The organism is Microbacterium sp. PA5 (genome assembly GCF_049860775.1).
In the GTDB taxonomy this organism is placed as follows: Bacteria; Actinomycetota; Actinomycetes; order Actinomycetales; family Microbacteriaceae; genus Microbacterium.
Genome location: NZ_CP187567.1, coordinates 2,925,953 through 2,946,479 on the forward strand (window position 1 = coordinate 2,925,953; position 20,527 = coordinate 2,946,479).

At 72.2% G+C, this 20,527-nt stretch carries 17 protein-coding genes; 7 read left to right on the forward strand and 10 right to left on the reverse strand.

Going from position 1 to position 20,527, the window contains the following annotated elements:
* Nucleotides 1-65: 65 nt before the first annotated feature.
* Nucleotides 66-1,148 (forward strand): class I SAM-dependent methyltransferase, encoded by a 1,083-nt coding sequence (locus ACPWUT_RS13805; protein WP_425838654.1) that lies wholly within the window; start codon nucleotides 66-68, stop codon nucleotides 1,146-1,148.
* On the opposite strand, the gene ACPWUT_RS13810 is transcribed toward ACPWUT_RS13805, so the two are convergent.
* Nucleotides 1,141-1,539: a DUF4870 domain-containing protein gene (locus ACPWUT_RS13810; protein ID WP_425838657.1), complete on the reverse strand. Its 399-nt coding sequence runs from the start codon at nucleotides 1,537-1,539 to the stop codon at nucleotides 1,141-1,143. The two genes, ACPWUT_RS13805 and ACPWUT_RS13810, sit on opposite strands and share 8 nt — an antisense overlap.
* A 151-nt stretch (nucleotides 1,540-1,690) precedes the next feature.
* Here ACPWUT_RS13810 and ACPWUT_RS13815 point away from each other — a divergent pair, with 151 nt between their 5' ends.
* A complete protein-coding gene (locus ACPWUT_RS13815; RefSeq protein ID WP_425838660.1) occupies nucleotides 1,691-2,299 on the forward strand; it encodes a hypothetical protein in 609 nt (202 codons plus the stop codon).
* Nucleotides 2,300-2,315: 16 nt separating this feature from the next.
* Here ACPWUT_RS13815 and ACPWUT_RS13820 read toward each other — a convergent pair whose 3' ends face one another.
* The 3 genes from ACPWUT_RS13820 to ACPWUT_RS13830 all read right to left on the reverse strand — a co-directional run bounded on the left by ACPWUT_RS13820 (nucleotide 2,316) and on the right by ACPWUT_RS13830 (nucleotide 4,975).
* Nucleotides 2,316-3,146 (reverse strand): hypothetical protein, encoded by an 831-nt coding sequence (locus ACPWUT_RS13820; protein WP_425838663.1) that lies wholly within the window; start codon nucleotides 3,144-3,146, stop codon nucleotides 2,316-2,318.
* 100 nt (nucleotides 3,147-3,246) lie between these two features.
* Complete coding sequence (gene menC, locus ACPWUT_RS13825; protein ID WP_425838666.1) at nucleotides 3,247-4,380, reverse strand: o-succinylbenzoate synthase; 1,134 nt, start codon at nucleotides 4,378-4,380, stop codon at nucleotides 3,247-3,249.
* Between the two features lie 37 nt (nucleotides 4,381-4,417).
* Entirely contained in the window at nucleotides 4,418-4,975 is a 558-nt protein-coding gene (locus tag ACPWUT_RS13830; RefSeq protein WP_284528993.1) for a cysteine hydrolase family protein, read from the reverse strand.
* A 401-nt stretch (nucleotides 4,976-5,376) separates the two neighbouring features.
* Between ACPWUT_RS13830 and ACPWUT_RS13835 the strand changes: the two genes are divergently transcribed.
* Nucleotides 5,377-7,335 (forward strand): PKD domain-containing protein, encoded by a 1,959-nt coding sequence (locus ACPWUT_RS13835; RefSeq protein ID WP_425838669.1) that lies wholly within the window; start codon nucleotides 5,377-5,379, stop codon nucleotides 7,333-7,335.
* 25 nt (nucleotides 7,336-7,360) lie between these two features.
* On the opposite strand, the gene ACPWUT_RS13840 is transcribed toward ACPWUT_RS13835, so the two are convergent.
* Together ACPWUT_RS13840 and ACPWUT_RS13845 are read right to left on the reverse strand one after the other, a co-directional pair.
* Complete coding sequence (locus tag ACPWUT_RS13840; RefSeq protein ID WP_425838672.1) at nucleotides 7,361-7,741, reverse strand: hypothetical protein; 381 nt, start codon at nucleotides 7,739-7,741, stop codon at nucleotides 7,361-7,363.
* Between the two features lie 176 nt (nucleotides 7,742-7,917).
* Nucleotides 7,918-8,634 (reverse strand): GNAT family N-acetyltransferase, encoded by a 717-nt coding sequence (locus ACPWUT_RS13845; protein ID WP_284528988.1) that lies wholly within the window; start codon nucleotides 8,632-8,634, stop codon nucleotides 7,918-7,920.
* A 101-nt stretch (nucleotides 8,635-8,735) separates the two neighbouring features.
* Between ACPWUT_RS13845 and ACPWUT_RS13850 the strand changes: the two genes are divergently transcribed.
* Both ACPWUT_RS13850 and ACPWUT_RS13855 read left to right on the forward strand, forming a co-directional pair.
* Nucleotides 8,736-10,169, forward strand: a complete 1,434-nt coding sequence (locus ACPWUT_RS13850) for an MFS transporter (RefSeq protein ID WP_425838676.1) — start codon at nucleotides 8,736-8,738, stop codon at nucleotides 10,167-10,169.
* An 82-nt stretch (nucleotides 10,170-10,251) separates the two neighbouring features.
* Nucleotides 10,252-11,778 carry a peptide MFS transporter gene (locus tag ACPWUT_RS13855; protein WP_425838679.1) on the forward strand — a complete coding sequence of 509 codons (1,527 nt, stop codon included), beginning with the start codon at nucleotides 10,252-10,254 and terminating at the stop codon, nucleotides 11,776-11,778.
* A gap of 24 nt (nucleotides 11,779-11,802) precedes the next feature.
* Here ACPWUT_RS13855 and ACPWUT_RS13860 read toward each other — a convergent pair whose 3' ends face one another.
* Complete coding sequence (locus ACPWUT_RS13860; RefSeq protein ID WP_425838682.1) at nucleotides 11,803-13,029, reverse strand: fibronectin type III domain-containing protein; 1,227 nt, start codon at nucleotides 13,027-13,029, stop codon at nucleotides 11,803-11,805.
* 115 nt (nucleotides 13,030-13,144) lie between these two features.
* On the opposite strand from ACPWUT_RS13860, the gene purU reads away from it, so the two are divergent.
* Nucleotides 13,145-14,026, forward strand: a complete 882-nt coding sequence (gene purU / locus ACPWUT_RS13865; RefSeq protein ID WP_284528984.1) for a formyltetrahydrofolate deformylase — start codon at nucleotides 13,145-13,147, stop codon at nucleotides 14,024-14,026.
* Nucleotides 14,027-14,131: 105 nt separating this feature from the next.
* Here the strand turns inward: purU and ACPWUT_RS13870 are convergent, their stop codons facing one another.
* The 3 genes from ACPWUT_RS13870 to ACPWUT_RS13880 form a co-directional block, all read right to left on the reverse strand.
* Nucleotides 14,132-15,082, reverse strand: a complete 951-nt coding sequence (locus ACPWUT_RS13870) for a serine hydrolase (RefSeq protein ID WP_425838686.1) — start codon at nucleotides 15,080-15,082, stop codon at nucleotides 14,132-14,134.
* Between the two features lie 84 nt (nucleotides 15,083-15,166).
* Nucleotides 15,167-17,146 carry a M13 family metallopeptidase gene (locus tag ACPWUT_RS13875; protein WP_425838689.1) on the reverse strand — a complete coding sequence of 660 codons (1,980 nt, stop codon included), beginning with the start codon at nucleotides 17,144-17,146 and terminating at the stop codon, nucleotides 15,167-15,169.
* 54 nt (nucleotides 17,147-17,200) lie between these two features.
* Nucleotides 17,201-19,012 (reverse strand): lipase family protein, encoded by a 1,812-nt coding sequence (locus ACPWUT_RS13880; RefSeq protein ID WP_425838692.1) that lies wholly within the window; start codon nucleotides 19,010-19,012, stop codon nucleotides 17,201-17,203.
* Between the two features lie 135 nt (nucleotides 19,013-19,147).
* Here ACPWUT_RS13880 and ACPWUT_RS13885 point away from each other — a divergent pair, with 135 nt between their 5' ends.
* The gene (locus tag ACPWUT_RS13885) at nucleotides 19,148-20,467 is read left to right on the forward strand and encodes an MATE family efflux transporter (protein WP_425838695.1); all 1,320 of its coding nucleotides are present in this window, start codon (nucleotides 19,148-19,150) and stop codon (nucleotides 20,465-20,467) included.
* Nucleotides 20,468-20,527 lie beyond the last annotated feature (60 nt).

Sequence of the window (20,527 nt, forward strand, 5' to 3'; positions counted from 1 at the left end):
GTCCGCCCCACTCCCGCTCCGGCAGGCCGGGGACTAGCATGGCGCGCGTCGAGCGAGGAGGCGCGATGGATGACGCGGAGGCGTTCGCCGGCGAGCTGTTCGGCCGGCTCGTCGGCGGCTTCGAGATCCTGTCGGTCTACGTCGGCGATCGGCTGGGACTGTATCGGGCGCTGGCGGGCGGACCGCACACCGTCGATGGGCTGGCCGAGGCCACGGGCATGCATCCGCGGTACGCGAGGGAGTGGCTCGAGCAGCAGGCGGTGGCGGGCATCCTGACCGTCGACGGCGACGCGTTCGTGCTGCCCGCCGCGCACGCGCGCGTGCTCGCCGACCCCGCGTCGCTGCTGTACACGAGCCCGCTCGCCCGCATGATGGTCGCTGCCGCCACTCGGCTCCCCGACCTCCTCGCCGCGTACCGGACCGGACGGGGGGTGAGCTGGGCCCAGTTCGGCGCCGACGCCCGCGACGCCCAGGGCGACGTCAACCGCCCGTGGTTCGCGCAGGAGCTGGCACCCGCGCTGGCCGCGGTGCCCCGCGTGCACGCGCTGCTGTCCCGGCCCGGCGCGAGGATCGCCGACGTCGGCTGCGGTCACGGCTGGTCGACGCTGGCCCTCGCGGCGGCGTACCCGGCGGCGCGGGTCGAGGGCTTCGACGTGGACGCGCCGTCGATCGAGGCCGCACGCACGCACGCCGCCGAGGTCGCAGCCGCGGGCGAGGTGTCGTTCACCCTGCTGGACGGCGAGCGCCTCGACGAGGGTCGCGAAGGCGCCTTCGACGCGGCGTTCGTCTTCGAGGCGCTGCACGACATGCCCGACCCGGTCGCCGTGCTGAGCGCGATGCGCCGCGCCCTCGTGCCGGGTGGCGTGGTCGTCGTCATGGACGAGGCCGTGGCCGACGCGTTCGCAGCGCCGGCCGAACCTCCCGGCGACGGGATCGAGCGCGTGATGTACGGCTACAGCCTGTTCCTGTGCCTGCCGGACTCGCTCTCGACGCCCGGCTCGGTCGGCACCGGAACCGTCATGCGACGGCCGACGCTGGAGCGCTACGCGTCGGAGGCCGGCTTCGCGTCGGTGGAGGTGCTCCCCATCGACGGCTTCGCCGCGTTCCGCTTCTACGCGCTCACCCCGGACGTGCCAGCCGTCAGCTGAGGAAGGTGATCGACAGCGGGTACTTGTACCACTGACCCTGGTTGGCCTTCACCGCGGCGATGATCGAGAACACGATACGGACGATGTAGACCGCGAGCACGATGAAGAAGCCGATGATCAGCCAGCTGGTGAGCCAGCCGACCACCTCGGCGATCAGCAGAGTGAGCTGGAAGTTGAGGGCGGTCGACGTGTGCGAGCGCACGAACGGACCGCGGTCCTTCATCACGAGGTAGCCGATGAGGGCCGGGAGGAAGCCGAAGAAGATGCCGCCGACGTGGACGAGGGTCGACCAGAGCTTCTCGTCAGCCGGGTTCAGCGGCTGCGGGGGCACGGGACCGCCGTACGGGGGCTGGACGGGAGGCTGCTGCGGAGGCTGCGGAGGCGTGGTCACGGGGTCAGCCTAGGGGCACGACGACGACGATCGCATCCGGTTACCCCGAAATTCCGCCCGGTCACAGAATGCGGCAGCGGCCACCCGAGTAGTCCACAGGGTCGGAGTGCCACAGCATCGGCGACTTCGCGATCGGCGAGTTGGAGGAACAATGATCGGTGAGATCTCCCGTACGGAGCTCGAATGGTTCGAGCGGTGGACCGAGCAGGATCACCCCGTCCGGTATGCAGAGGCGGCGCGGCGGGTCGTGATCCTCCACCCGGGCACGCGGTGGCGGGCCCGCCAAGCGTCACCCGGAGAACTCCCCTACGAGAACGGTCCGGACGATGCGCGTGCGTCGGACGAGCAGCGGCGTCTGCTCGAAGCGTGCCTGCACGAAGCAATCGGACCGCACGCGCGGTGCTCGTTCGCGCTGTACGCGGGGTTCCTCACCGAGAGCGATGACGGCCGCTCCGACGGCTTCGACGAGCCGAGCGGGACCTGGTATCGGGGTCGACTGAACTACGTGCTCTTCTCCGGAGAACTGCACGAAAGCGCCTACGCCGGCGTCGACCTGCGGTGGGGGTCCGGGCGACCTTTCGTCGCGGAGGCACCCATCCCGATGGTCGAGCTCAGCTACCTCTGGAGCGGCGATCACTCGGTGCTCGTCGCGTCACCGCCCGACACCGCCGGGACGATCGTCCTCGGTCCGGATACGCTGCTCGATCGGCTGATCTCTCTGCCCGAGCTTCACGCGCGGGAATGGCGCACGCCCGCATGATCCACCGGCGAACTGCTCAGAACCCGCACCACTCGGCGATCCAGCCGAGGATCTCGCCGCGCAGCTCAGGCGTCGCCGCGAGGTCGAACGACCCCGCCCGGCCGTCGACCTCGACGAGCACGCGGAACACGGTGCCGCGTTTGTCCTCCTGCACCGCGTGCGCGTCGCAGCGGGCGGGCAGGATCGGCAGCTCCACCGTCGCGGCGGAGCGATCGGGCCCCGTCTGATCGATGTCGAGCGGGTGGACGGAGTCCTCGACGTCGGGCGTCGTGAGCAGGTTCGTCTCGCGGATGCCGACGATGCGGAGCGCGCCGGTCCCGGCCGTCGGCGTCACCACCATCTCGAGGCGTGCGGGCTCGCCCGGGGGTGACGGAGTGAACCGGCCGAACGCGACGCGGGCGGATCGCTCCGCCTCCGCCTGGAGGCACTCGTTCGCGTGGAGGGCGGCGACGAACGGCACCGCGTCGACGATGGGGACGGTCGCGACGGCCTCCGCGTCGTCCTCACCCCAGCGGTAGTGGAGCGTGACCGTCGCCGCGGCCTCGTCGGGAACGTCGCAGGCCACGTCGGCCAGTTGCACCCGCACATCGGCGACGGCGCCGGGCGCGATCCTCGATGCGCGGTCGACGACGCGCTCGGCCGGCGCGGCGAAGCGCGGGTCGGCCACGGAGACGTCCGCCACCACGAGCGGCTCAGCCGTGCCGTTGCGCACCGAGACCGCCGCCTGCCGGAGGGCGACGTCGGCGCGGGTCTGCCGGAGCTCCACCGTCACACCGGCGGGGAGTCCCGTCGAGGGCGTGGCCCCCGGATCAGCCGGCGCCGCGCACCCCGCAAGCAGGACGATCACGGTCGCCAGCGGTGCACAACTCCGGAAGAGCCGACGCGATCGGGCCGCCCGAGCCCTTCCCGGCCCGTCGACCGCACGAACGTCCGGAGTGGTGAACACGTTAGCGCCGCACCTCGACCCGGTCGACCGTGACCTCATCGAGCGCGTCGGCGTCGATCTCCACGCCGATGCCGGGGCCGGTGGGCACGCGCACGTGACCGTCCTCGAGCACGATCGGCTCGGTCACGATGTCGCGGCGGTAGAACCGGTCGGATGCCGACACGTCGCCGGTGAGGGTGAAGCCCGGCAGCGCGGCGAGCGCGGCGTTGGCGGCCCGGCCGATGCCCGTCTCGAGCATGCCGCCGCACCACACGGGCACGCCGGCGTCGCGGCACAGGTCGTGCACCCGCACCGCTTCGAGATAGCCGCCCACGCGGCCGGCCTTGATGTTGATGACGGACGCCGCCCGCAGCGCCAGCGCGTCGGTGGCGGCCTTGGCCGAGACGATCGACTCGTCCAGGCACACGGGCGTGCGCAGCCGTGCGGCCAGGGTCGCGTGGTCGACGATGTCGTCCTCCTGCAGGGGCTGCTCGATGAGCAGGAGATCGAACCGGTCGAGCGCGGCGAGGGTGTCGGCGTCGGCGAGCGTGTAGGCGGAGTTCGCGTCGACCTGCAGGGGGATGGCGCCGAACGCCTCGCGCACGGCGGCCGTGTCGTCCACGTCCCGCCCCGGCTTGATCTTGATCTTGATCCGGACGTATCCCTCGTCCAGATAGCCGCCGACGGTCTCGACGAGCGCCGCCGGGTCGCGTTGAATGCCGACCGACACCCCGCTGGGAATGCGGTCGCGCACCGCCCCGAGGTAGTCGCCGAGGGAGCGGCCGTCGGCCCGCAGCGCCGCATCGAGCACGGCGAGCTCGATCCCGGCCTTGGCCATGCGATGCCCGACGAAGGGAGCGAGGATGCCGGCGACCTCCTCGGGGGCCACCCGCCCGCGCGACAGGAGCGCGGGGATCAGGAAGCGCTGCGCCACATCCCACGCGCTGTGCGTGTACTCGGACGAGTACAGCGGCGCGTGCTGCGTGACGATCTCCCCCCAGCCGTCGCCGTCGGTCGTGCGCGCCCGCACCACGATCACCTCGCGCACGGTCTCGGTGCCGAACGACGTCGTGAACGGCGAGACGAGGGGCAGCTGCAGCACGCGCAGCTCGATCGCCTCCAGGGCGACCGACGCGGCGGGACGGACGATCGGCATGCGGTCAGGCTAGCGGCGCACGGCCGCGGGCGCGCCGTCAGCGGGCGGCGAAGCTCACCTCGTCGGTGGCGGCGACGGTGCCCTCGGCGTGCGGACTGCGCGCGAAGGTCCAGTAGAGGTTGGCGTACCCGATCGACTGCTCGGGGCTGATCGGCGAGCCCCACTCCCGAAGGTCCTCGGTGGTGTGCGCGTCGGAGACCAGCGTGACGTCGTAGCCCCGGGTGAGCGCGCCGTGGAGGGTCGAGCGGATGCACGCGTCGGTCTGCGCACCCGCGACCACCAGGCGATCGACGCCGAGCGCAGCCAGCCGGGCCTCGAGGTCGGTGTCCTCGAAGGAGTCGCCGTAGACCTTGTCGATTTGCGTCTCGCCGTCGTGCGGGACGAGCTCGTCGACGAGCTGCCACTCGGGCGAGCCCTTCTCGAGCTCGTTGTGATCCTGCACCCAGACCACCGGCGCGCCCTGCTCGCGTGCGCGGTCGACGAGCGCGGCGACGTTGCGCGTCACGCGCTCCACCTCGTGGTTGCCGGCGATGACGCCGCGCTGCATGTCGATGACGACGAGGGCCGTGCCCTCACGGTCGGGGAAGTTGCTCATCGGTTCCTCCTGGGCTGTCCCGCACAGCATGCCACCGGGTTGCGACATCGACCAGTGACTCGGGCGGCGGGCGCCGCGGCGGGGGCCTCAGCGGAGCGCGCGGGCGAGCAGGCGGTCGCGCTGGGCGACGAAGGTGGAACGCCGGGCGCGGGACGGCCGCGGCGTGCGCAGCCGCCGCACGAGTGCGTCGATGAGCGTGTGCACGGCGTCCTCCCTTCGGTCCACAGATGAGACGGAGAACCCGCCCGGTTATGACGCGACTTCCGCTCCCTGCCCTGAAGAGCGCAACGCGACCGGCCTGATACCGGGCACCCCTCTTGACGGCGGCCCCCCGGAGGCACACGATGAACGCGAGCAGCGGTCGGGGGGCCGCGGATGCTCCGATCTCCGGGGGGACGATCATGGCCGACCGCGCCGCACGCCCGAGCTCCATCTCCGGCGTGCGCCGGCTGGCCGCCGCCGCCATCGCCGGCGCCCTGCTCTTCACCGCGGGCACGGCGATCGGCGGCCCGCCCACGTCTGCGGCAGACCCGTCCGTGAGCTTCAGCGCCGCCGGCGACTACGGCATGAACGTGAACGGCGACGCGGTGCTGCGGGGCATGCGCACCTCGGGCAACGACCTCACCCTCGCCCTGGGCGACATGCTGGGCGCCGGCGGGGTCACGGGCACCGAGCAGACGTTCTGCGACTACGTCACCGCGCGGGTGGGCGCCGGCTATCCGTTCGAGCTGATCGCCGGCAACCACGACAACGGCAGCAACGGCAACATCAACGACTTCTCGGCCTGCCTGCCCAACCAGCTCCCGGGACTGGTCGGCACGTACGGCCGCCAGTACTACGTGGACTATCCGCACGACGACCCGCTCGTCCGCTTCGTCATGGTGTCGCCGAACATGGCCTTCAACGGCGCCTCGGCCTGGTTCTACGGTGCCGGATCGGCCCGCTACGCCTGGACGGAGGCGGCCATCGACGGCGCGCGCGCCGCCGGCATCCCGTGGGTGGTCGCGGGGATGCACTACCAGTGCCTCTCGGTGGGGATGTACGACTGCCCGATGGGCGCCGACCTCGCCGACCTCTTCGTCGCCAAGCGCGTCGACCTCGTCCTCACCGGCCACGAGCACCTCTACCAGCGCACCAAGCAGCTCGCCCACGGCGCCGGCTGCACGCGACTGACGATCGGCGGCTACCAGGCGGCGTGCGTCGCCGACGCCGACAGCGCCCTCACGAAGGGCGCCGGCACGGTCTTCCTGACGGTGGGACTCGGAGGCGTGCAGAACCGCACGGTGAACCAGGCGGACCCCGAGGCGCCCTACTTCGCGGCGCTGAGCGGGCAGAACCTGGAGTCCTCCTACGGCTTCCTGTCGACGACGCTGACCGAGACCACGATGACGGCGCACTTCGAGAACGCGGTCGGGCCGTTCACCGACGCGTTCACGATCGGCGCGGGCGGGGAGCCGCCCAACATCGCCCCCACCGCCCGCGGCGACCTCAGCTGCACGGGGCTGACGTGCCGCGCCGACGGCTCCGCCTCGTCCGACCCGGACGGCACCATCGCGTCGTACCTCTGGGACTTCGGCGACGGGACCGTGGCCACGACCGCCGTGGCCGACCACACCTACGCCTCCCCCGGCATCCGCACGGTCACCCTGACCGTCACCGACGACGACGGCGCGAGCCATACGCTCACCCGCACACTGACCGTGGCCGATCCGGGCGCGGTGACGGTGCACGCGGCCGACGCGTTCGACCGCACCCTCACCGGGTCGTGGGGCACCGCCGACACCGGTGGCACGTGGAGCGGCGGCTCGGCGCTGTCGGTCGCCGGCGGGTCGGGCGTCATCACCTCGGCGGCGGGAGCCGTTCCGTCGGCGACGCTGTCGGCGGTGTCGGCCGCCGATGTCGACGTGCGCACGTCGTTCGTCTTCGACAAGATCCCCGTCGGGGGGACCACCGGCACGACCGTCTCGACGTTCGTCCGCCGCACCGCCGACGGGCGCTACTGGGCGAAGATCCGCGTCGCACCGGGCGGCGCCGTGTATCTGACGCTCACGCGCGTCTCGGCGGGTGGAGCGCAGACCTCGATCGCGTCGGAGACGCGGATCGCGGGACTCGTCCTCACCGCCGGCACACCGCTGAACCTGCGGCTCACCGCGTCCGGGTCCTCCCCCACGCAGCTGAGCGCGCGGGTGTGGACCGGCTCGACCGAGCCCGCCGCGTGGCAGCGCAGCGCGACCGACTCCACGGCCGGCCTCCAGGGGCCCGGGAGCCTCGGATTCGAGGCCTACACCTCGACGAGCGTCACCAATGCGCCGCTGCGGATCTCGGTCCCCGACCTGCGGGTGGTCGACAGCACGCCCTGAGCGGCGGCAGCCCCGGACCTCGGCGTCAGCGGTCGATGACGAAGGCGTCGGGGTCGCCGGGACGCGGAGGACGCAGGCGCGCGGGGATCGGCCAGGGCAGCTCCCACCGCCGCGTCAGCGCGTCGACCGCGCCGAAGTCCTCGCCCTTGACGACGATGCGCTGCGGGGTCACCTCCACGAACCGCACCCGGACGGGGCTCTCGCCCTCGCCCTCCAGCATCCACGGCTCGGCGAGGTAGGCGATGCCGAGGGCCTCCAGCGCCGCCTCGGCATCCAGCCACTCCGTCGCCCCGGACGCCGGACGCCCGAGCAGGTCGACGGCCGCCCAGGCGTCGCCGTCGGGGCGGATCCAGCCGAGCAGCTCGCCGTCGTCGCGGCGGTGGGGCGTCCAGTCCGCGCCGATCACGTCAGCTCCGCGTACGCGCGGTCGAGCGGGTCGAGATGGCGCATGGCCCTCAGCCTACGACCGCGCCCGCGCGGGCTGCGCCGGATTCGGAGAATGGCACCGGACTCGGACCGGATGGCAGGTAATGCTCCGAATGCGTGGCGCGACTCCGAATCCGACGCGCGTCGCGGGCGGCGTCAGGCGCGGACGAAGAGATAGCCGCGGTCGTCGAAGCCGCCCACCGCGAAGCCGTCGGCGAGCAGCCCCTGGAACGCGTCACGGACGCGGTAGCGCCAGTCGAGCGCCTCCGCCGGGTCGTCGCGGCGCAGCTGCTCGATGTCGCGGGGCACGGCGACGGTCGTCACGACGTCCTCCTCGCGGGGCGGGGCCGCCGGTGCGGCGAGCGCCCACGAGATCATGAGCCGGTCGGACTCGTCGCCGCGGTTGACGCCGTCGTCCATCGGCCCGTAGTGGTCGACGAGGTACTCGGTGGCGCGCGCGCCCAGCACGTAGAGGTTGAAGTGCGCGTTGCGCGCCACGAGCGGGTCGTAGGTCCAGGTGATGTGTCCCACGTCGTGGGCGAACGCCCAGGCGCGCTGGTGCTGCTTGAGGACGCGTCCGAGCCCCTGCGAGCGGTAGCCGTCGAGCACGCCGGTGATGTGCGAGTGCATCGACCGCGCCGCCGGTGCCGCGAAGAAGGCGACCGACGCGCCGATCATCCGGTCGCCGTCGTACAGTCCGACCGCGTAGTTGCCCGAGTGCGCCAGCGCCCGCAGCAGGTTCGGCGGCATGCCGGTGCGATCGCCGCCCCACACCCGGGAGAGCACGTCGGAGGCGGCGAACACCTCCTCGACGGTGTCGAGCGCACGGATCTCGATGCCCTCCGGGGCGGCGGCGTCTTCGAAGTCGGCCATGCCAGCACCCTAGCCCGCGCACCCGCGGAGGCCGCACCCGCCCGGGGACCGAACCCCGGCGCGCGGCCCCGGCACCCCTGGGGCGCGGATAGCCTGAATCGGTGAACCGCGATGAGGATGCCCGCCGACGCCTCACCCGGAAGCCACCGCAGGGCGCCGTCGTCGCCGTCCTCGCCATCGCGGGCCTGAGCTCCTCGTTCATGTTCACGCTGGTCGTCCCGATCCAGGCGCGGCTGCCCGAGCTCCTCCACGCGAGCCGCGAGGACACCGCGTGGGTCGTCACGGTGACCCTGCTCGTGGCCGCCGTCGTGACCCCGATCGCCGGCCGCCTCGGCGACATGTACGGCAAGCGCCGTATCGTCCTGGTGCTGCTCGCCGCCCTGGTGCTCGGATCGGTCATCGCGGCGCTATCGCCCGGCATCGTGGGGGTCATCATCGGCCGCGGCCTGCAGGGCGCCGTGACCGGCGTGGTGCCGCTGGGCATCTCGATCCTCCGCGACATCCTCCACGAGGACCGCGTCGACAGTGCGATCGCGCTCATCAGCGCGACGCTCGGCGTGGGCGGCGCCCTCGGGATGCCGCTCAGCGCACTGGTCACCCAGTACGCCGACTGGCACGCCCTCTTCTGGATGTCGGCGGGTCTCGGCGCTGTCGTGTTCGCGCTGGTGGTGTGGATCGTCCCGGTGAGCGTGCTGCGCACCGCCGGGAGGTTCGACTACGTGGGCGCCGCAGGACTGGCCGTCGGGCTCACCGGCATCCTGCTGGCCATCTCGCGCGGCAACGAGTGGGGATGGACGTCGCCGGTGGTGCTCGCCTTCGGCCTGGGCGGCATCGCGGTGCTCCTCGTGTGGGGATGGTACGAGCTGCGCATCGACGAGCCGCTGCTCGACCTGCGCGTGGCCGCCCGGCGCCCCGTGCTCCTCACGAACATCGCCTCGGTCGCCATGGGGTTCTCGCTGTTCTCGTCGAACGTGTCGTACCCGCAGCTGCTGGAGCTCCCGCCGCCGGCCGGGTTCGGGCTGTCGCTCCTCCTGGCGAGCCTCGTGATCATGCCGGCGGGCCTCGTGATGATGGTGCTCTCGCCGTACTCGGGCCGGCTGGCGCGCACCGTCGGGCCGCGGCGCCTGCTGGTCCTCGGCGCCGTGGCGCTCATCGTCGCCTACGGCTTCACCCTGCTGTTCTCGTCGGAGGTCTGGCACCTGCTCGTCGCCAACATCCTGGTCGGCGTGGGCATCGGCTTCGGCTACGCCGCGATGCCGATGCTCATCATGCGATCGGTGCCGCAGAGCGAGACCGGCGCCTCCAACGGGCTGAACGCGCTGTTCCGCTCCCTGGGCACGAGCACGGCTGCCGCCATCATCGGCGCCGTGCTGGCGACGATGTCGACCACGCAGGACGGCGTGCAGGTGCCCACCGCGGCCGCGTTCCAGCTGTCGTTCGTCCTCGGCGGCGGCGCGGCCGTCGTCGCGCTCGTGGTCGCCGCCTTCATCCCGACCCGGCCCGCCGCCGAGGCGCATCCGTCGCTGCCGTCCTGACGGCTGCCGCCCGGCCCGCCTTCCAACGCGCGGGCCGCCACCCGACCTGACAGGGCGCCCGCGCCGGGGATAGCCTCGAAGGATGGATGATCCTCGTATCCAGGAGCCCGTCGGACCGGAGCCGGGCGCAGCGACCGCACCGGCACCGGGGACCCCCTCCCGCGACACCCGCGACCACGACACCCGGTTCTTCGGGCAGCCCTGGGCGCTGGCGCACGTCTTCGGCGTGGAGATGTGGGAGCGCTTCAGCTTCTACGGCATGCAGGGGATCCTCCTCATCTACCTGTACTTCTCGGTCGCCGACGGCGGACTCGGCGTGGACCAGACGGTCGCGGCGAGCATCGTCGGCGCCTACGGCGGCGCCGTCTACCTCTCCACGATCCTCGGAGCATGGATCGCCGACCGCCTGCTGGGCGCCGAGCGCGTGCTGTTCCTCAGCGCCATCGTCATCATGGCGGGCCACATCGCCCTGGCGCTCCTGCCCGGCTTCATCGGCGTCGGCGTCGGCCTGGTGCTCGTCGCCATCGGCTCGGGCGGCCTCAAGGCCACGGCCACGAGCGTCGTGGGAACGCTGTACCGGCCGGAGGATCCGCGGCGCGACGCCGGGTTCTCCCTCTTCTACCTGGGCATCAATCTCGGCGCCTTCGCCGGCCCCCTACTGACCGGCCTCCTGCAGGACCGCCTCGGCTTCCACTGGGGCTTCGGGCTCGCCGCGGTCGGCATGGCCGCCGGCCTCCTGCAGTACTCGTTCGGCCGCCGAGGGCTCCCCGCCGAGGCCGGCGTGATCCCGAATCCCCTCCCCCGCAGCCGCTATCCGCTCATGATCGGGATCGCCGTCGGCGCGCTCGCGCTCATCGTGGTGCTGGTGCTCGTCGGGGTGATCCGCGCCGACAACCTCGCGCTCGTGGTGATCGTCGCCGTGATCGCGGCCGCCGTGGCCTACTTCGCGGTCATCCTCTCGAGCCGCCGGATCACGACGGTCGAGCGCTCGCGCGTGTGGGGCTTCCTGCCGCTGTTCCTGACCTCCGTGGCGTTCTGGTCGCTCTACCAGCAGCAGTTCACGGTGCTGACGTTCTACTCCGACCAGCGGCTGGACCGGAACCTCTTCGGCTGGGAGATGCCCGTCCCCTGGGTGCAGTCGATCAACCCGGTCTTCATCATCGTGCTGTCCGGCGTCTTCGCCTGGGTGTGGACGAAGCTCGGCGAGAGGCAGCCCTCGACGCCGGTGAAGTTCGGCCTCGGCGCCATCGTGATGGGAGCCGCGTTCCTGCTGTTCCTGCCGTTCTCCGGCGGCGGGGCGAACTCCACGCCGCTGCTCGCGATCATCGGCATCCTGCTCGTGTTCACCATCGCCGAGCTGCTGCTCTCGCCCGTCGGGCTCTCGGTGACCACCAAGCTCGCCCCCGAGCGGTTCCACACGCAGATGGTGGCGCTGTTCTTCCTGTCGGTGTCGCTCGGCACGGCGGTCGCGGGACAGCTGGCGACCCTCTACGACCCCGAGAACGAGGTGCCGTACTTCGCGACCCTCGGACTCATCGCGGCGGGCGTCGGCGTGGCGCTGCTGGTGGCGGTCAAGCCGGTGCTCGCGCTCATGAAGGGCGTGCGCTAGCGGCGTCGTCCCGCAGAGCCGCGCTCAGGCCGTCGTCCTCAGCCAGACCATGACGGGCAGGTGGTCGGAGGCGAGCCGCGTGTACTTCGAGCCGGTCATCTTCTGCACGTTGGCCCACTTCAGGACCACGGTCTTGCCCGGCTGCACGAGCACCTTGTCGATGTGGTCGCCCCACTTGATGCCCAGCGGCGGCGTCGCGAGCATCTTGGGGTTCATGCTGTTGTGGTGCTGCCGGACGAGCACCCGGGCCTGATCGAACGCGTCGTGCCAGCCGGCGGCGGCCAGCCTGTCCAGCGTGGCGTCACCGGTGCGCGACTTGTGAGTGTTGAGATCGCCCGCGACGAAGGTGGCCGCGGTGTCCCAGTCGAGCGACGGGTGCTCCATCCGCAGCACGGCCAGCGTGCTGCGCACCAGCGCGACCATCCGGGTGCTCTCGTAGATCCGCTGATTGACGTCGCGCGAGGTCGCCCCGGTGCGCAGGTGCGCGTCGAACACGACGGCGAGGCGTCCCGTCGTCCGGTCCTTCAGCGCAGCCCACGAGACGCCGTTGCCGCCGCTCGCGTACTTCGAGGAGAACAGGATCTGCTCGCCGGTGGCGGCCAGGCTGAAGACGTCGGTGTCGTACAGGATCGCGTTGTTGCCCTTGAAGGCGAACCGGTAGCCGCTCGGCGCCGCGGTGTACTTGATCGCCTCCTGCAGTGCGACCATGCTGGGCTGGGTCTCGACGATCCTCGCGTTCACGAGCTTCTGCCGCGTGGCGATCCCTGCGCACTTGTTCGAGCAGACGTTCCACGTCATGAGCTTGTAGGTGCTCGCCGCGCCGGAGCCCTCGGCGACGATCGTGCGGTGGCCGACGCGGTACGACTTGTACCCCGCCTTGCCCGCGGCATCGACGGCACGGACCTGGACGAAGTAGTCCTTGCCGCGGGCGAGACCGGGGATGACGGCCTGGGGCTCGCGCACCGTGACCCGCGGCGTGGTGACCCCGGCCACGCCGGTGAAGCTGCTGCCCACGAAGACCTCGTACTTCACGGCCGTCTTCACCGGCGCCCACCGGATCGTGAGCGACGCGCTGTCGGAACCGGTCAGAGCGGCCCCGACATAGCTGACGATGCCGACCTGGGCCGGTCTCGAGGTCGCCGCGGTCGCCGGGCTCACGGCGGCGACCGACAGGAGGAGGGCGAGCAGGATCGTCAGCGCGGCAGCGGGACGTCGCCGGGACGCGGGCAGGGGGTACGCGGTCGAACGCATCTGCGTCGCCTTTCGTCTGGGGGTGCCGAGAATGCTACCGGCGAACCGGGGAATCCGCGCGGCCGGTGCGGCCGCCGATGCCGTGGCATCCGTCCGGACACGGCAGAATCGATGCATGCCTCCCGTGCACAACCCGCACCTGCTCCCTGCCCACGCCTGCCTCATCGTGCACGGCAAGGACACGCCCGGCATCGTCGCCGCCGTCTCGGCGATGATCACGCGCATCGGGGGCAACATCGTCGCGTTCGACCAGTACTCCGACGATCCCCGGGGCGGGGCGTACTTCCAGCGGGTCGTGTTCCACCGCCCCGACTTCGCGGCGGACCGGCCGCAGATCGAGGCGGAGGTCGATCGCACGCTCGCCGAGTTCGAGCTCGAGTGGTCGCTCACCGATCAGTCGGTCCCCAAGCGCATGGCGATCCTGGCCTCCAAGCAGGACCACTGCCTGCTCGACCTGCTGTGGCGCCATCGCCGCGGCGACCTGCCGGTGACGATCCCGATGGTGATCTCCAACCACACCACCACCGCCGAGGACGTCCGCAGCTTCGGCGTGCCGTTCTTCCACGTGCCCTCGGTCGCCGGACCCGACAAGTCGGCGTCGGAGGCGGAGATCCTCAAGCTGCTCGTCGGCAACGTGGACTTCGTCGTGCTCGCCCGCTACATGCAGATCCTGTCGCCCGACTTCCTCGAGCAGCTCGGCGTGCCGGTGATCAACATCCATCACTCGTTCCTGCCCGCGTTCATCGGCGCCGAGCCGTACAAGAAGGCGAAGGAGCGCGGCGTGAAGCTCATCGGGGCGACGAGCCACTACGTCACGAGCGACCTCGACGAGGGCCCGATCATCGAGCAGGACACCATCCGCGTCACCCACGCCGAGACGACCACCGAGCTCGCCCGCCGCGGTGCGGACGTCGAGCGGCAGGTGCTCTCCCGCGCCGTGCTGTGGCACGCGCAGGACCGCGTGATCCGCCACGGCAACCACACCATCATCTTCTGAGTCCCCCTCGGCCATGTCCCACTTTCGGCTGGTTCGGACCGGCCGGAACCGCCGAAAGTGGGACATGCCCCGCCGAATGTGGGACACGGTGGGAGACGGCCAGCGTCAGTAGACGTACTCCATCAGCTCGAGACCGAGGGTGCGGAACGCCTCGTGCGCGCGCAGCCGGTGCGCCATCGAGAGGTCGTCGAAGCAGACGATGAGCGCGTAGGCGACGCCGGCGCGCGGACCGGCCAGCACCCCGGCCTCGGCGCGGACGCCGTCGGCGCGCCCGGTCTTGTTGACGAACAGGAGCTGGTGCCGGTCGTCGTCGTGGGCGAACGGGTCGAGGCCGGTCGCCGAGGCCACGAGCGACAGGTCGTGGCCGAGGCTCAGCCATTCCGACACCTGCGCACTGACGGCGGGCGAGACGACCTGCGCGTTCACGAGCGCGCGGAACAGCGTCGTCAGCTCCCCCGCGGAGGCGAGCGCGACGTGCGGGGCGTCGTCGGGGCCGCGGCGGTCGCGGAAGCCGTCCATGAGCGCGGTGCGCACCAGTCCGATCCGCTCGATGCGCTCGCGCACCGCCTCCAGCCCGACGCGGGAGAGGAGCGCGTTGGCCGCGATCGCATCGCCCGTGGCGGCGGCGAGCACGGCGAGGTCGCACACCGGCAGGGCCGGCGCCTTCAGGTGCCGCCAGAGCCCGCCCACCTCGACCGGGTCCACCGAGGAGCGCTCCACGATCTCGAGCGCGTCGAGGGTCCCCCGCTCCAGCTGCGAGGCGGTCTCGATGAGAAGGGGGACCACGCCGATGCCGCCCACCGGCAGCGTCAGGTGGTCGTCGCCGGCGAGCACCTCGGTGCCGCGGTCGAGGTCGGACACGTGCACCGAGACCTGGGCGCCCGAGGCGGCGAGATCGTCGAGGGCGCGCAGCGTCGCGGTGAACGACCGCCGCCCGGCTCCGGACCGACGGGGGCGGGAGCCCGCCCGGAGGTCGCCTCGGGCAGCGGTGTCGCGCCGCAGCCCGGTGGCCGCGACGGCGGGAGCGTGGGACTCGAACGGCTCGGCCGCGTTCACGCTGATCCTTCCGCTGGGGGTTCGCCCCGCTCGTCCGGCACGTCGCGTGCCCGGGGCCGGAGTGTGCCGCTCACGCGGCGCTCGTCACCAGATGGTGACACGCTTGTCGGCGTCGAGCCAGAGCCCATCGCCTTCGCTGACATCGAACGCCGTGTAGAACTCGTCGACGTTGCGCACGATCTGGTTGCACCGGAACTCGTTCGGCGAGTGCGGATCGATCGTGAGCAGGCGGATCGTCTCGGCGTCGCGCCCCTTCTGCTGCCAGATCTGGCCCCAGCTGAGGAGCAGCCGCTGGATGCCCGTCAGCCCGTCGATGACCGGACCGTCCGCGTCCTCCCCGGTGGCGGCGAGGTGGAGCCGGTAGGCCTTGATCGCGATGCCGAGCCCTCCGAGGTCGCCGATGTTCTCGCCGATCGTGAGGGCGCCGTTCACGGTGTGCTCGGGGGCCAGCCCCAGCGGGACGAGCGCGTTGTACTGCTCGATGAGGGCCGCCGTCCGCTCCTGGAACGCCGCCCGGTCCTCGTCGGTCCACCAGTCGTTGAGCGCGCCGGTCCCGTCGAAGGCGCTCCCCTGGTCGTCGAAGCCGTGACCGATCTCGTGGCCGATCACCGCGCCGATCCCGCCGTAGTTGGCGGCGGCGTCGCGCTCGAGGTCGAAGAACGGGTACTGGAGGATCGCCGCCGGGAACACGATCTCGTTCATCAGCGGGTTGTAGTACGCGTTGACGGTCTGCGGGGTCATGTACCACTCGTCGCGGTCGATCGGCCGGCCGAGCTTGGCGAGCTGACGGTCGTGCTCCCACGCGTTGGTGCGGCGGACGTTGCCGATGAGGTCGGCGGCATCCACCGTCAGGGCGTCGTAGTCCTTCCACTTCACCGGGTAGCCGACCTTCGGCGTGAAGGCGGCGAGCTTCTCGAGGGCGCGCCCCCGCGTCGCCTCGGTCATCCACTCGAGCCGGGAGATCGACTGCCGGTACGCCTCGATGAGGTTCGCGACGAGCTCGTCCATCGCCTCCTTGGCCGCGGGCGGGAAGTGGCGCTCGACGTAGACCTTGCCGACCGCCTCGCCCATCGCCGCCTCGACGAATCCCACCCCGCGCTTCCAGCGCTCCCGGTTCACCGGCACGCCGGTGAGCTCGGTGCCGTAGAAGGCGAAGTTCGCCTCGACGAACGCGTCCGACAGGAAGGGCGCCGACGAGCGGACGACGTGCAGGCGCAGCCACGCCTTCCAGTCGTCCAGGCGCTCCTCGGTCAGCAGCCCGCCCAGGCCTTCGAGGTAGCTCGGCTGGTTCACGTCGATCTCGGCGAAGCCGTCCTCGTGCCCGGGCGCCACGGCCGTCAGCCACGGATCGAGGTCGACGCCGACCAGGTCGCCGACGGCGTCCCACGACATGAGGTTGTAGGTCGCGACGGCGTCGCGGCTGCGGACGTTGTCCCAGTGGTGCGAGGCGAGCTCGGTCTCGAGGGCGAGCACGCGATCGGCCTGAGCGTCGGCGTCGGCGGCTCCGGCCAGGCCGAGCACCGTCTGCACGTACGAGCGGAACGCGACGCGCGTCTTGTCGAAGTTCTCCAGCCGGTAGTAGCTCTCGTCGGGCAGCGACAGGCCGCCCTGCACGAAGAAGACGACGTAGCGCTGCGGGTTGCCGGGATCGGGCTCGATGTAGGTGCCGAGGAACCCGCCGACACCCTCGCGCTCCAGCTCGCCGACGGTCCGCAGGAGCGCGGGGATGCCGTCGATGGCGTCGACGCGGGCCAGCTGCTCCTGGAGCGGCGCGGCGCCGAGCTCCTCGATCCGGGCGGTGTCCATGAAGCTGGCGTACAGGTCGCCGACCTTGCGCGCCTCGGTGCCGGGCTCGGCCGACTGCGCCTCCTCGATGATCGCGCGGACATCCTTCTCGGCCTGCTCGGCGATGAGGTGGAACGAGCCCCACCGCGCCTTGTCGTCGGGGATCTCGGTGCGCTCCAGCCACGCCCCGTTGACGTGACGGAACAGGTCGTCCTGGGGGCGGATCTCAGAGCTGAGTTCGGCGAGCACGATGCCCGAACGGAGGGAGGTATCGGTCATGGCATCCAGGATACGGCGCCGTCTCCCCGGGTCCGCCGCTCGCGGGGTAGATCGTCACGGCGACGGGATCACGCTCTCCTGGCATCCGGACTCCACGGGGACGGCCGCGAAGCGGTCCGCCGTCCACGCGAGCAGATCCTCGCGCAGGGGCGAGGACTTCAGCTCGACGATCTGGGTGTGGCCGAACCCCTCGTAGAGCCGGTAGTCCAGCAGCTGCCCGGCGGCGCAGAAGCGCTCCACGAGCGGGCGCTGGGTCGCGGGGCGGACGATCCCGTCGGTGCCGCCCTGAGCCACCAGCACCGGGGCGCTCACCGTCGGCGGCGGGGCGTTCTCGCGCAGGTGGCGGCCCAGCGGACCGGTGGCGGGCGAGGTCGCGAACAGCCGCGGGTCGGTCGACAGGCCGATGGAGGCCACGGCCGACACCAGCGTGCCGGGGTCTGCCAGGCAGCGCTCCGACATGGCCCGCACCGTCACCTCCGCTCCCGGGCGGATGTACTCGCGGTAGGTGACGTCGTCGTAGATCGCCTCGTACGACGCGAACGCGAACGAGGTGAAGATGCTCCCCCCGACCACGCCCGTGAGGTGGGCGACGAGCGCGGCCGGCTCGGCGGCGGGAGCCAGCGCCGCGACGCCGCGGAGGAACAGCTCCGGTGCGTACGAGCGCGCCAGCGCACCGGTCCACAGCGCCGCCCCGCCGCCCTGCGAGTGCCCCCAGACCACGGTGTTCACGCTCAGGTGCGCGTCCTCCAGCTCGTGGGCGGCGCGCACCGCGTCGAGCGACGCGTACGCGCTCGCCGGCCCGACGAGGTACGGATGCGGCCCCTCCGTGCCGAGCCCGATGTAGTCGGTGGCCACGAGCGCCCAGCCCTCGTCGATCACCTGCGGCAGCTGGAAGAGCGCCCCCGCCCAGAACGGGCGCTCCATCAGCGACGGCGCGCAGTGCTGCGCGAACCCGGTCGTCCCGTGGTTCCAGTCGATCACCGGCCACGGCCCCTCGCCCTTGCGGGGCACGACGACCAGCCCGCTCGCCACCCTAACCTCGCCGTCGACACCGGTCGTCGTGTAGAGGATGCGCCACCCCGTCGCGTCGGCGGGGATCTGGTTCGTGAACGGCTCGGCGCGGATCAGCCGTCCGGGCTCGTCCGGCGCGTCACGCGGCGCGGCGTAGAACTCGTCGACGACGGTCGACCCCTCGCTGAGCGGAGCCGTCACGAGCGCAGTGGTCACCGCGAGGGCGACCGCCCCGAGCGCGACCACGGTGCGTCCCCACCGGCGTGCGGGCCGGCGCCGATCCGCCGCGCCGCGCCCCCGGCGATCGCGCCGTTCGCGCAGGAGCGTCCACAGCCCCGCGATACCCTGCGCCAGGAGCCACACGCCCGAGGCGGCGGCCGCGACCAGCAGGGTGATGTCGGGCCAGGCGAGCGCCACCGCGCCGAAGATCAGCCCCGACGTGCCGAAGGCGGCATCCGCGATCCGGGCGTCGAGACCCCGTCCCCGCCGGAAGGCGCCGACGACGCCGAGCAGTCCCGCCAGCAGCAGCGAGCCCCCCACGAGCACCGCCGCCACCCGCACGGTCAGTCCCGGCCACAGCAGCACGAACAGTCCCGCCGCCAGCCAGACGCCCACGAGCGCGAACCGCCAGCGCACCCGGGGCGGGTCGGCGCCGGCATCCTCGAAGAACAGGAGGATCCCGGCGAGCACCATGCCGCCGCCCAGCAGCAGGGCGAGCACGTCCAGCGCCGTCGTCGGCCGGACCGCGAGCACGGCGCCGAGGACGACGGCCGTGATGTCGAGGGCGACCCGCATCCACACGGGCAGGCGTCCGCGCAGCCGGTTGAGGCGCGGCGCGATCCTCGGCAGCGTCATGCCTCCTCCTGCGGTCGTCGGGGTTCGTCCGTCGGTCCCCCCAGCCTAGGCGGGGGCCGACCTTGCGGCCGCGGGGCCCGGCGTCGGGCGCGAATGACGGCGAGGGTGTCGTCCGGCGCCCCTAGGCTCGGAGTCATGGCCGCGCTCACCCTCAACCGGGAGATCCTGCGCCTGGCCGTCCCCGCCCTCGGCGCGCTCGTGGCCGAGCCCATGTTCCTGATCGTCGACGCGGCCCTCGTGGGGCATCTCGGCGTCGTGCCGCTGGCGGGCCTCGGGATCGCCTCGGCGGTGCTCCAGACGATCGTCGGGCTCATGGTGTTCCTCGCCTACTCGACGACACCCGCCGTCGCGCGTCGCTTCGGCGCCGGCGACCACACCAGCGCCGTGCGGGCGGGCATCGACGGCCTCTGGCTGGCCCTCGGGCTGGGCGCCCTCCTCGCCGTCGCCGGATCGGTGCTCACCCCCGGCCTCGTCGGGCTGTTCGGTGCGACGCCGGACGTGGCCGAGCAGGCGCGGATCTATCTGCAGCTGTCGATGTGGGGCCTCCCGGCGATGCTCATCGTGTTCGCCGCCACCGGGCTCCTGCGCGGCATGCAGGACACCGTGACCCCGCTGTGGATCGCGGGTCTCGGCTTCGCCGCCAACGCCCTCCTCAACTGGCTCTTCATCTACGGCTTCGGATGGGGCATCGCCGGCTCGGCGGCCGGCACGGTGGCGGCGCAGTGGGGCATGGTCGGCGCCTACGCGCTCGTGGTGGGGCGGCTGGCGCGCCGGCACGCGGCATCCGTCCTGCCCCAGCGCGACGGCATGCGCGGCTCCGCGCGCTCGGGAGGCTGGCTGTTCCTCCGCACGGTGTCGCTGCGCGTCGCCTTCCTGGCCACGGTGGTCGTCGCCACCGGCCTCGGCACGGCCAAGCTCGCCGGCTGGCAGGTCGCGTTCACGATCTTCTCCACCGCGGCGTTCGCCCTCGACGCGCTCGCGATCGCGGCCCAGGCGCTCATCGGCCGCGGCCTCGGCGCCGGCGACGAACCGTTCGTGCGGCGGGTGCTCGGACGGACGGTCGCCTGGGGCGCGTGGTTCGGTGTGCTCGTCGGGGCGGCGATCGCCGCGCTCTCGGGCGTCATCGGCCTCGTCTTCACCGGCGACCCGCTGGTCGCCGCCCTCGTGCAGCCGTCGCTGCTCGTCCTCGCCGTCGCGCAGCCGGTGTGCGGCGTGGTCTTCGTGCTCGACGGCGTGCTCATGGGGGCGGGCGACGTGCGGTACCTGGCGATCGTCGGCGCCCTGAACCTCGTTCCGTACACGCCGGCGCTGATCCTCGTCGCCCTCCTGGGACCGACCGGCGCTGCGGGTCTGGCGTGGCTGTCGGTGTGCTTCTTCGGCGTCTACATGCTCGCCCGGCTGGTCACGCTCGGCTGGCGCGTCCGCCGCTCCGAGTGGCTGAGCGTGCCGGTCTAGCCCCGGCCCGCACCTGCGTCGCGGTTGGGGTCGCGGTTGGGTCGCGGTTGCGGTTGCGGT

Bases quoted from the DNA above. Each gene is read 5' to 3' on its own strand.
- ACPWUT_RS13885 (WP_425838695.1), top strand. From the start codon at position 19,148: ATGGCCGCGCTCACCCTCAACCGGGAGATCCTGCGCCTGGCCGTCCCC.
- ACPWUT_RS13860 (WP_425838682.1), bottom strand. From the start codon at position 13,029: ATGCGTTCGACCGCGTACCCCCTGCCCGCGTCCCGGCGACGTCCCGCT.
- ACPWUT_RS13845 (WP_284528988.1), bottom strand. From the start codon at position 8,634: ATGGCCGACTTCGAAGACGCCGCCGCCCCGGAGGGCATCGAGATCCGT.
- ACPWUT_RS13815 (WP_425838660.1), top strand. From the start codon at position 1,691: ATGATCGGTGAGATCTCCCGTACGGAGCTCGAATGGTTCGAGCGGTGG.
- ACPWUT_RS13880 (WP_425838692.1), bottom strand. From the start codon at position 19,012: ATGACGCTGCCGAGGATCGCGCCGCGCCTCAACCGGCTGCGCGGACGC.
- ACPWUT_RS13835 (WP_425838669.1), top strand. From the start codon at position 5,377: ATGGCCGACCGCGCCGCACGCCCGAGCTCCATCTCCGGCGTGCGCCGG.
- ACPWUT_RS13855 (WP_425838679.1), top strand. From the start codon at position 10,252: ATGGATGATCCTCGTATCCAGGAGCCCGTCGGACCGGAGCCGGGCGCA.
- menC (WP_425838666.1), bottom strand. From the start codon at position 4,380: ATGCCGATCGTCCGTCCCGCCGCGTCGGTCGCCCTGGAGGCGATCGAG.
- ACPWUT_RS13830 (WP_284528993.1), bottom strand. From the start codon at position 4,975: ATGAGCAACTTCCCCGACCGTGAGGGCACGGCCCTCGTCGTCATCGAC.
- ACPWUT_RS13805 (WP_425838654.1), top strand. From the start codon at position 66: ATGGATGACGCGGAGGCGTTCGCCGGCGAGCTGTTCGGCCGGCTCGTC.
- purU (WP_284528984.1), top strand. From the start codon at position 13,145: ATGCCTCCCGTGCACAACCCGCACCTGCTCCCTGCCCACGCCTGCCTC.
- ACPWUT_RS13875 (WP_425838689.1), bottom strand. From the start codon at position 17,146: ATGACCGATACCTCCCTCCGTTCGGGCATCGTGCTCGCCGAACTCAGC.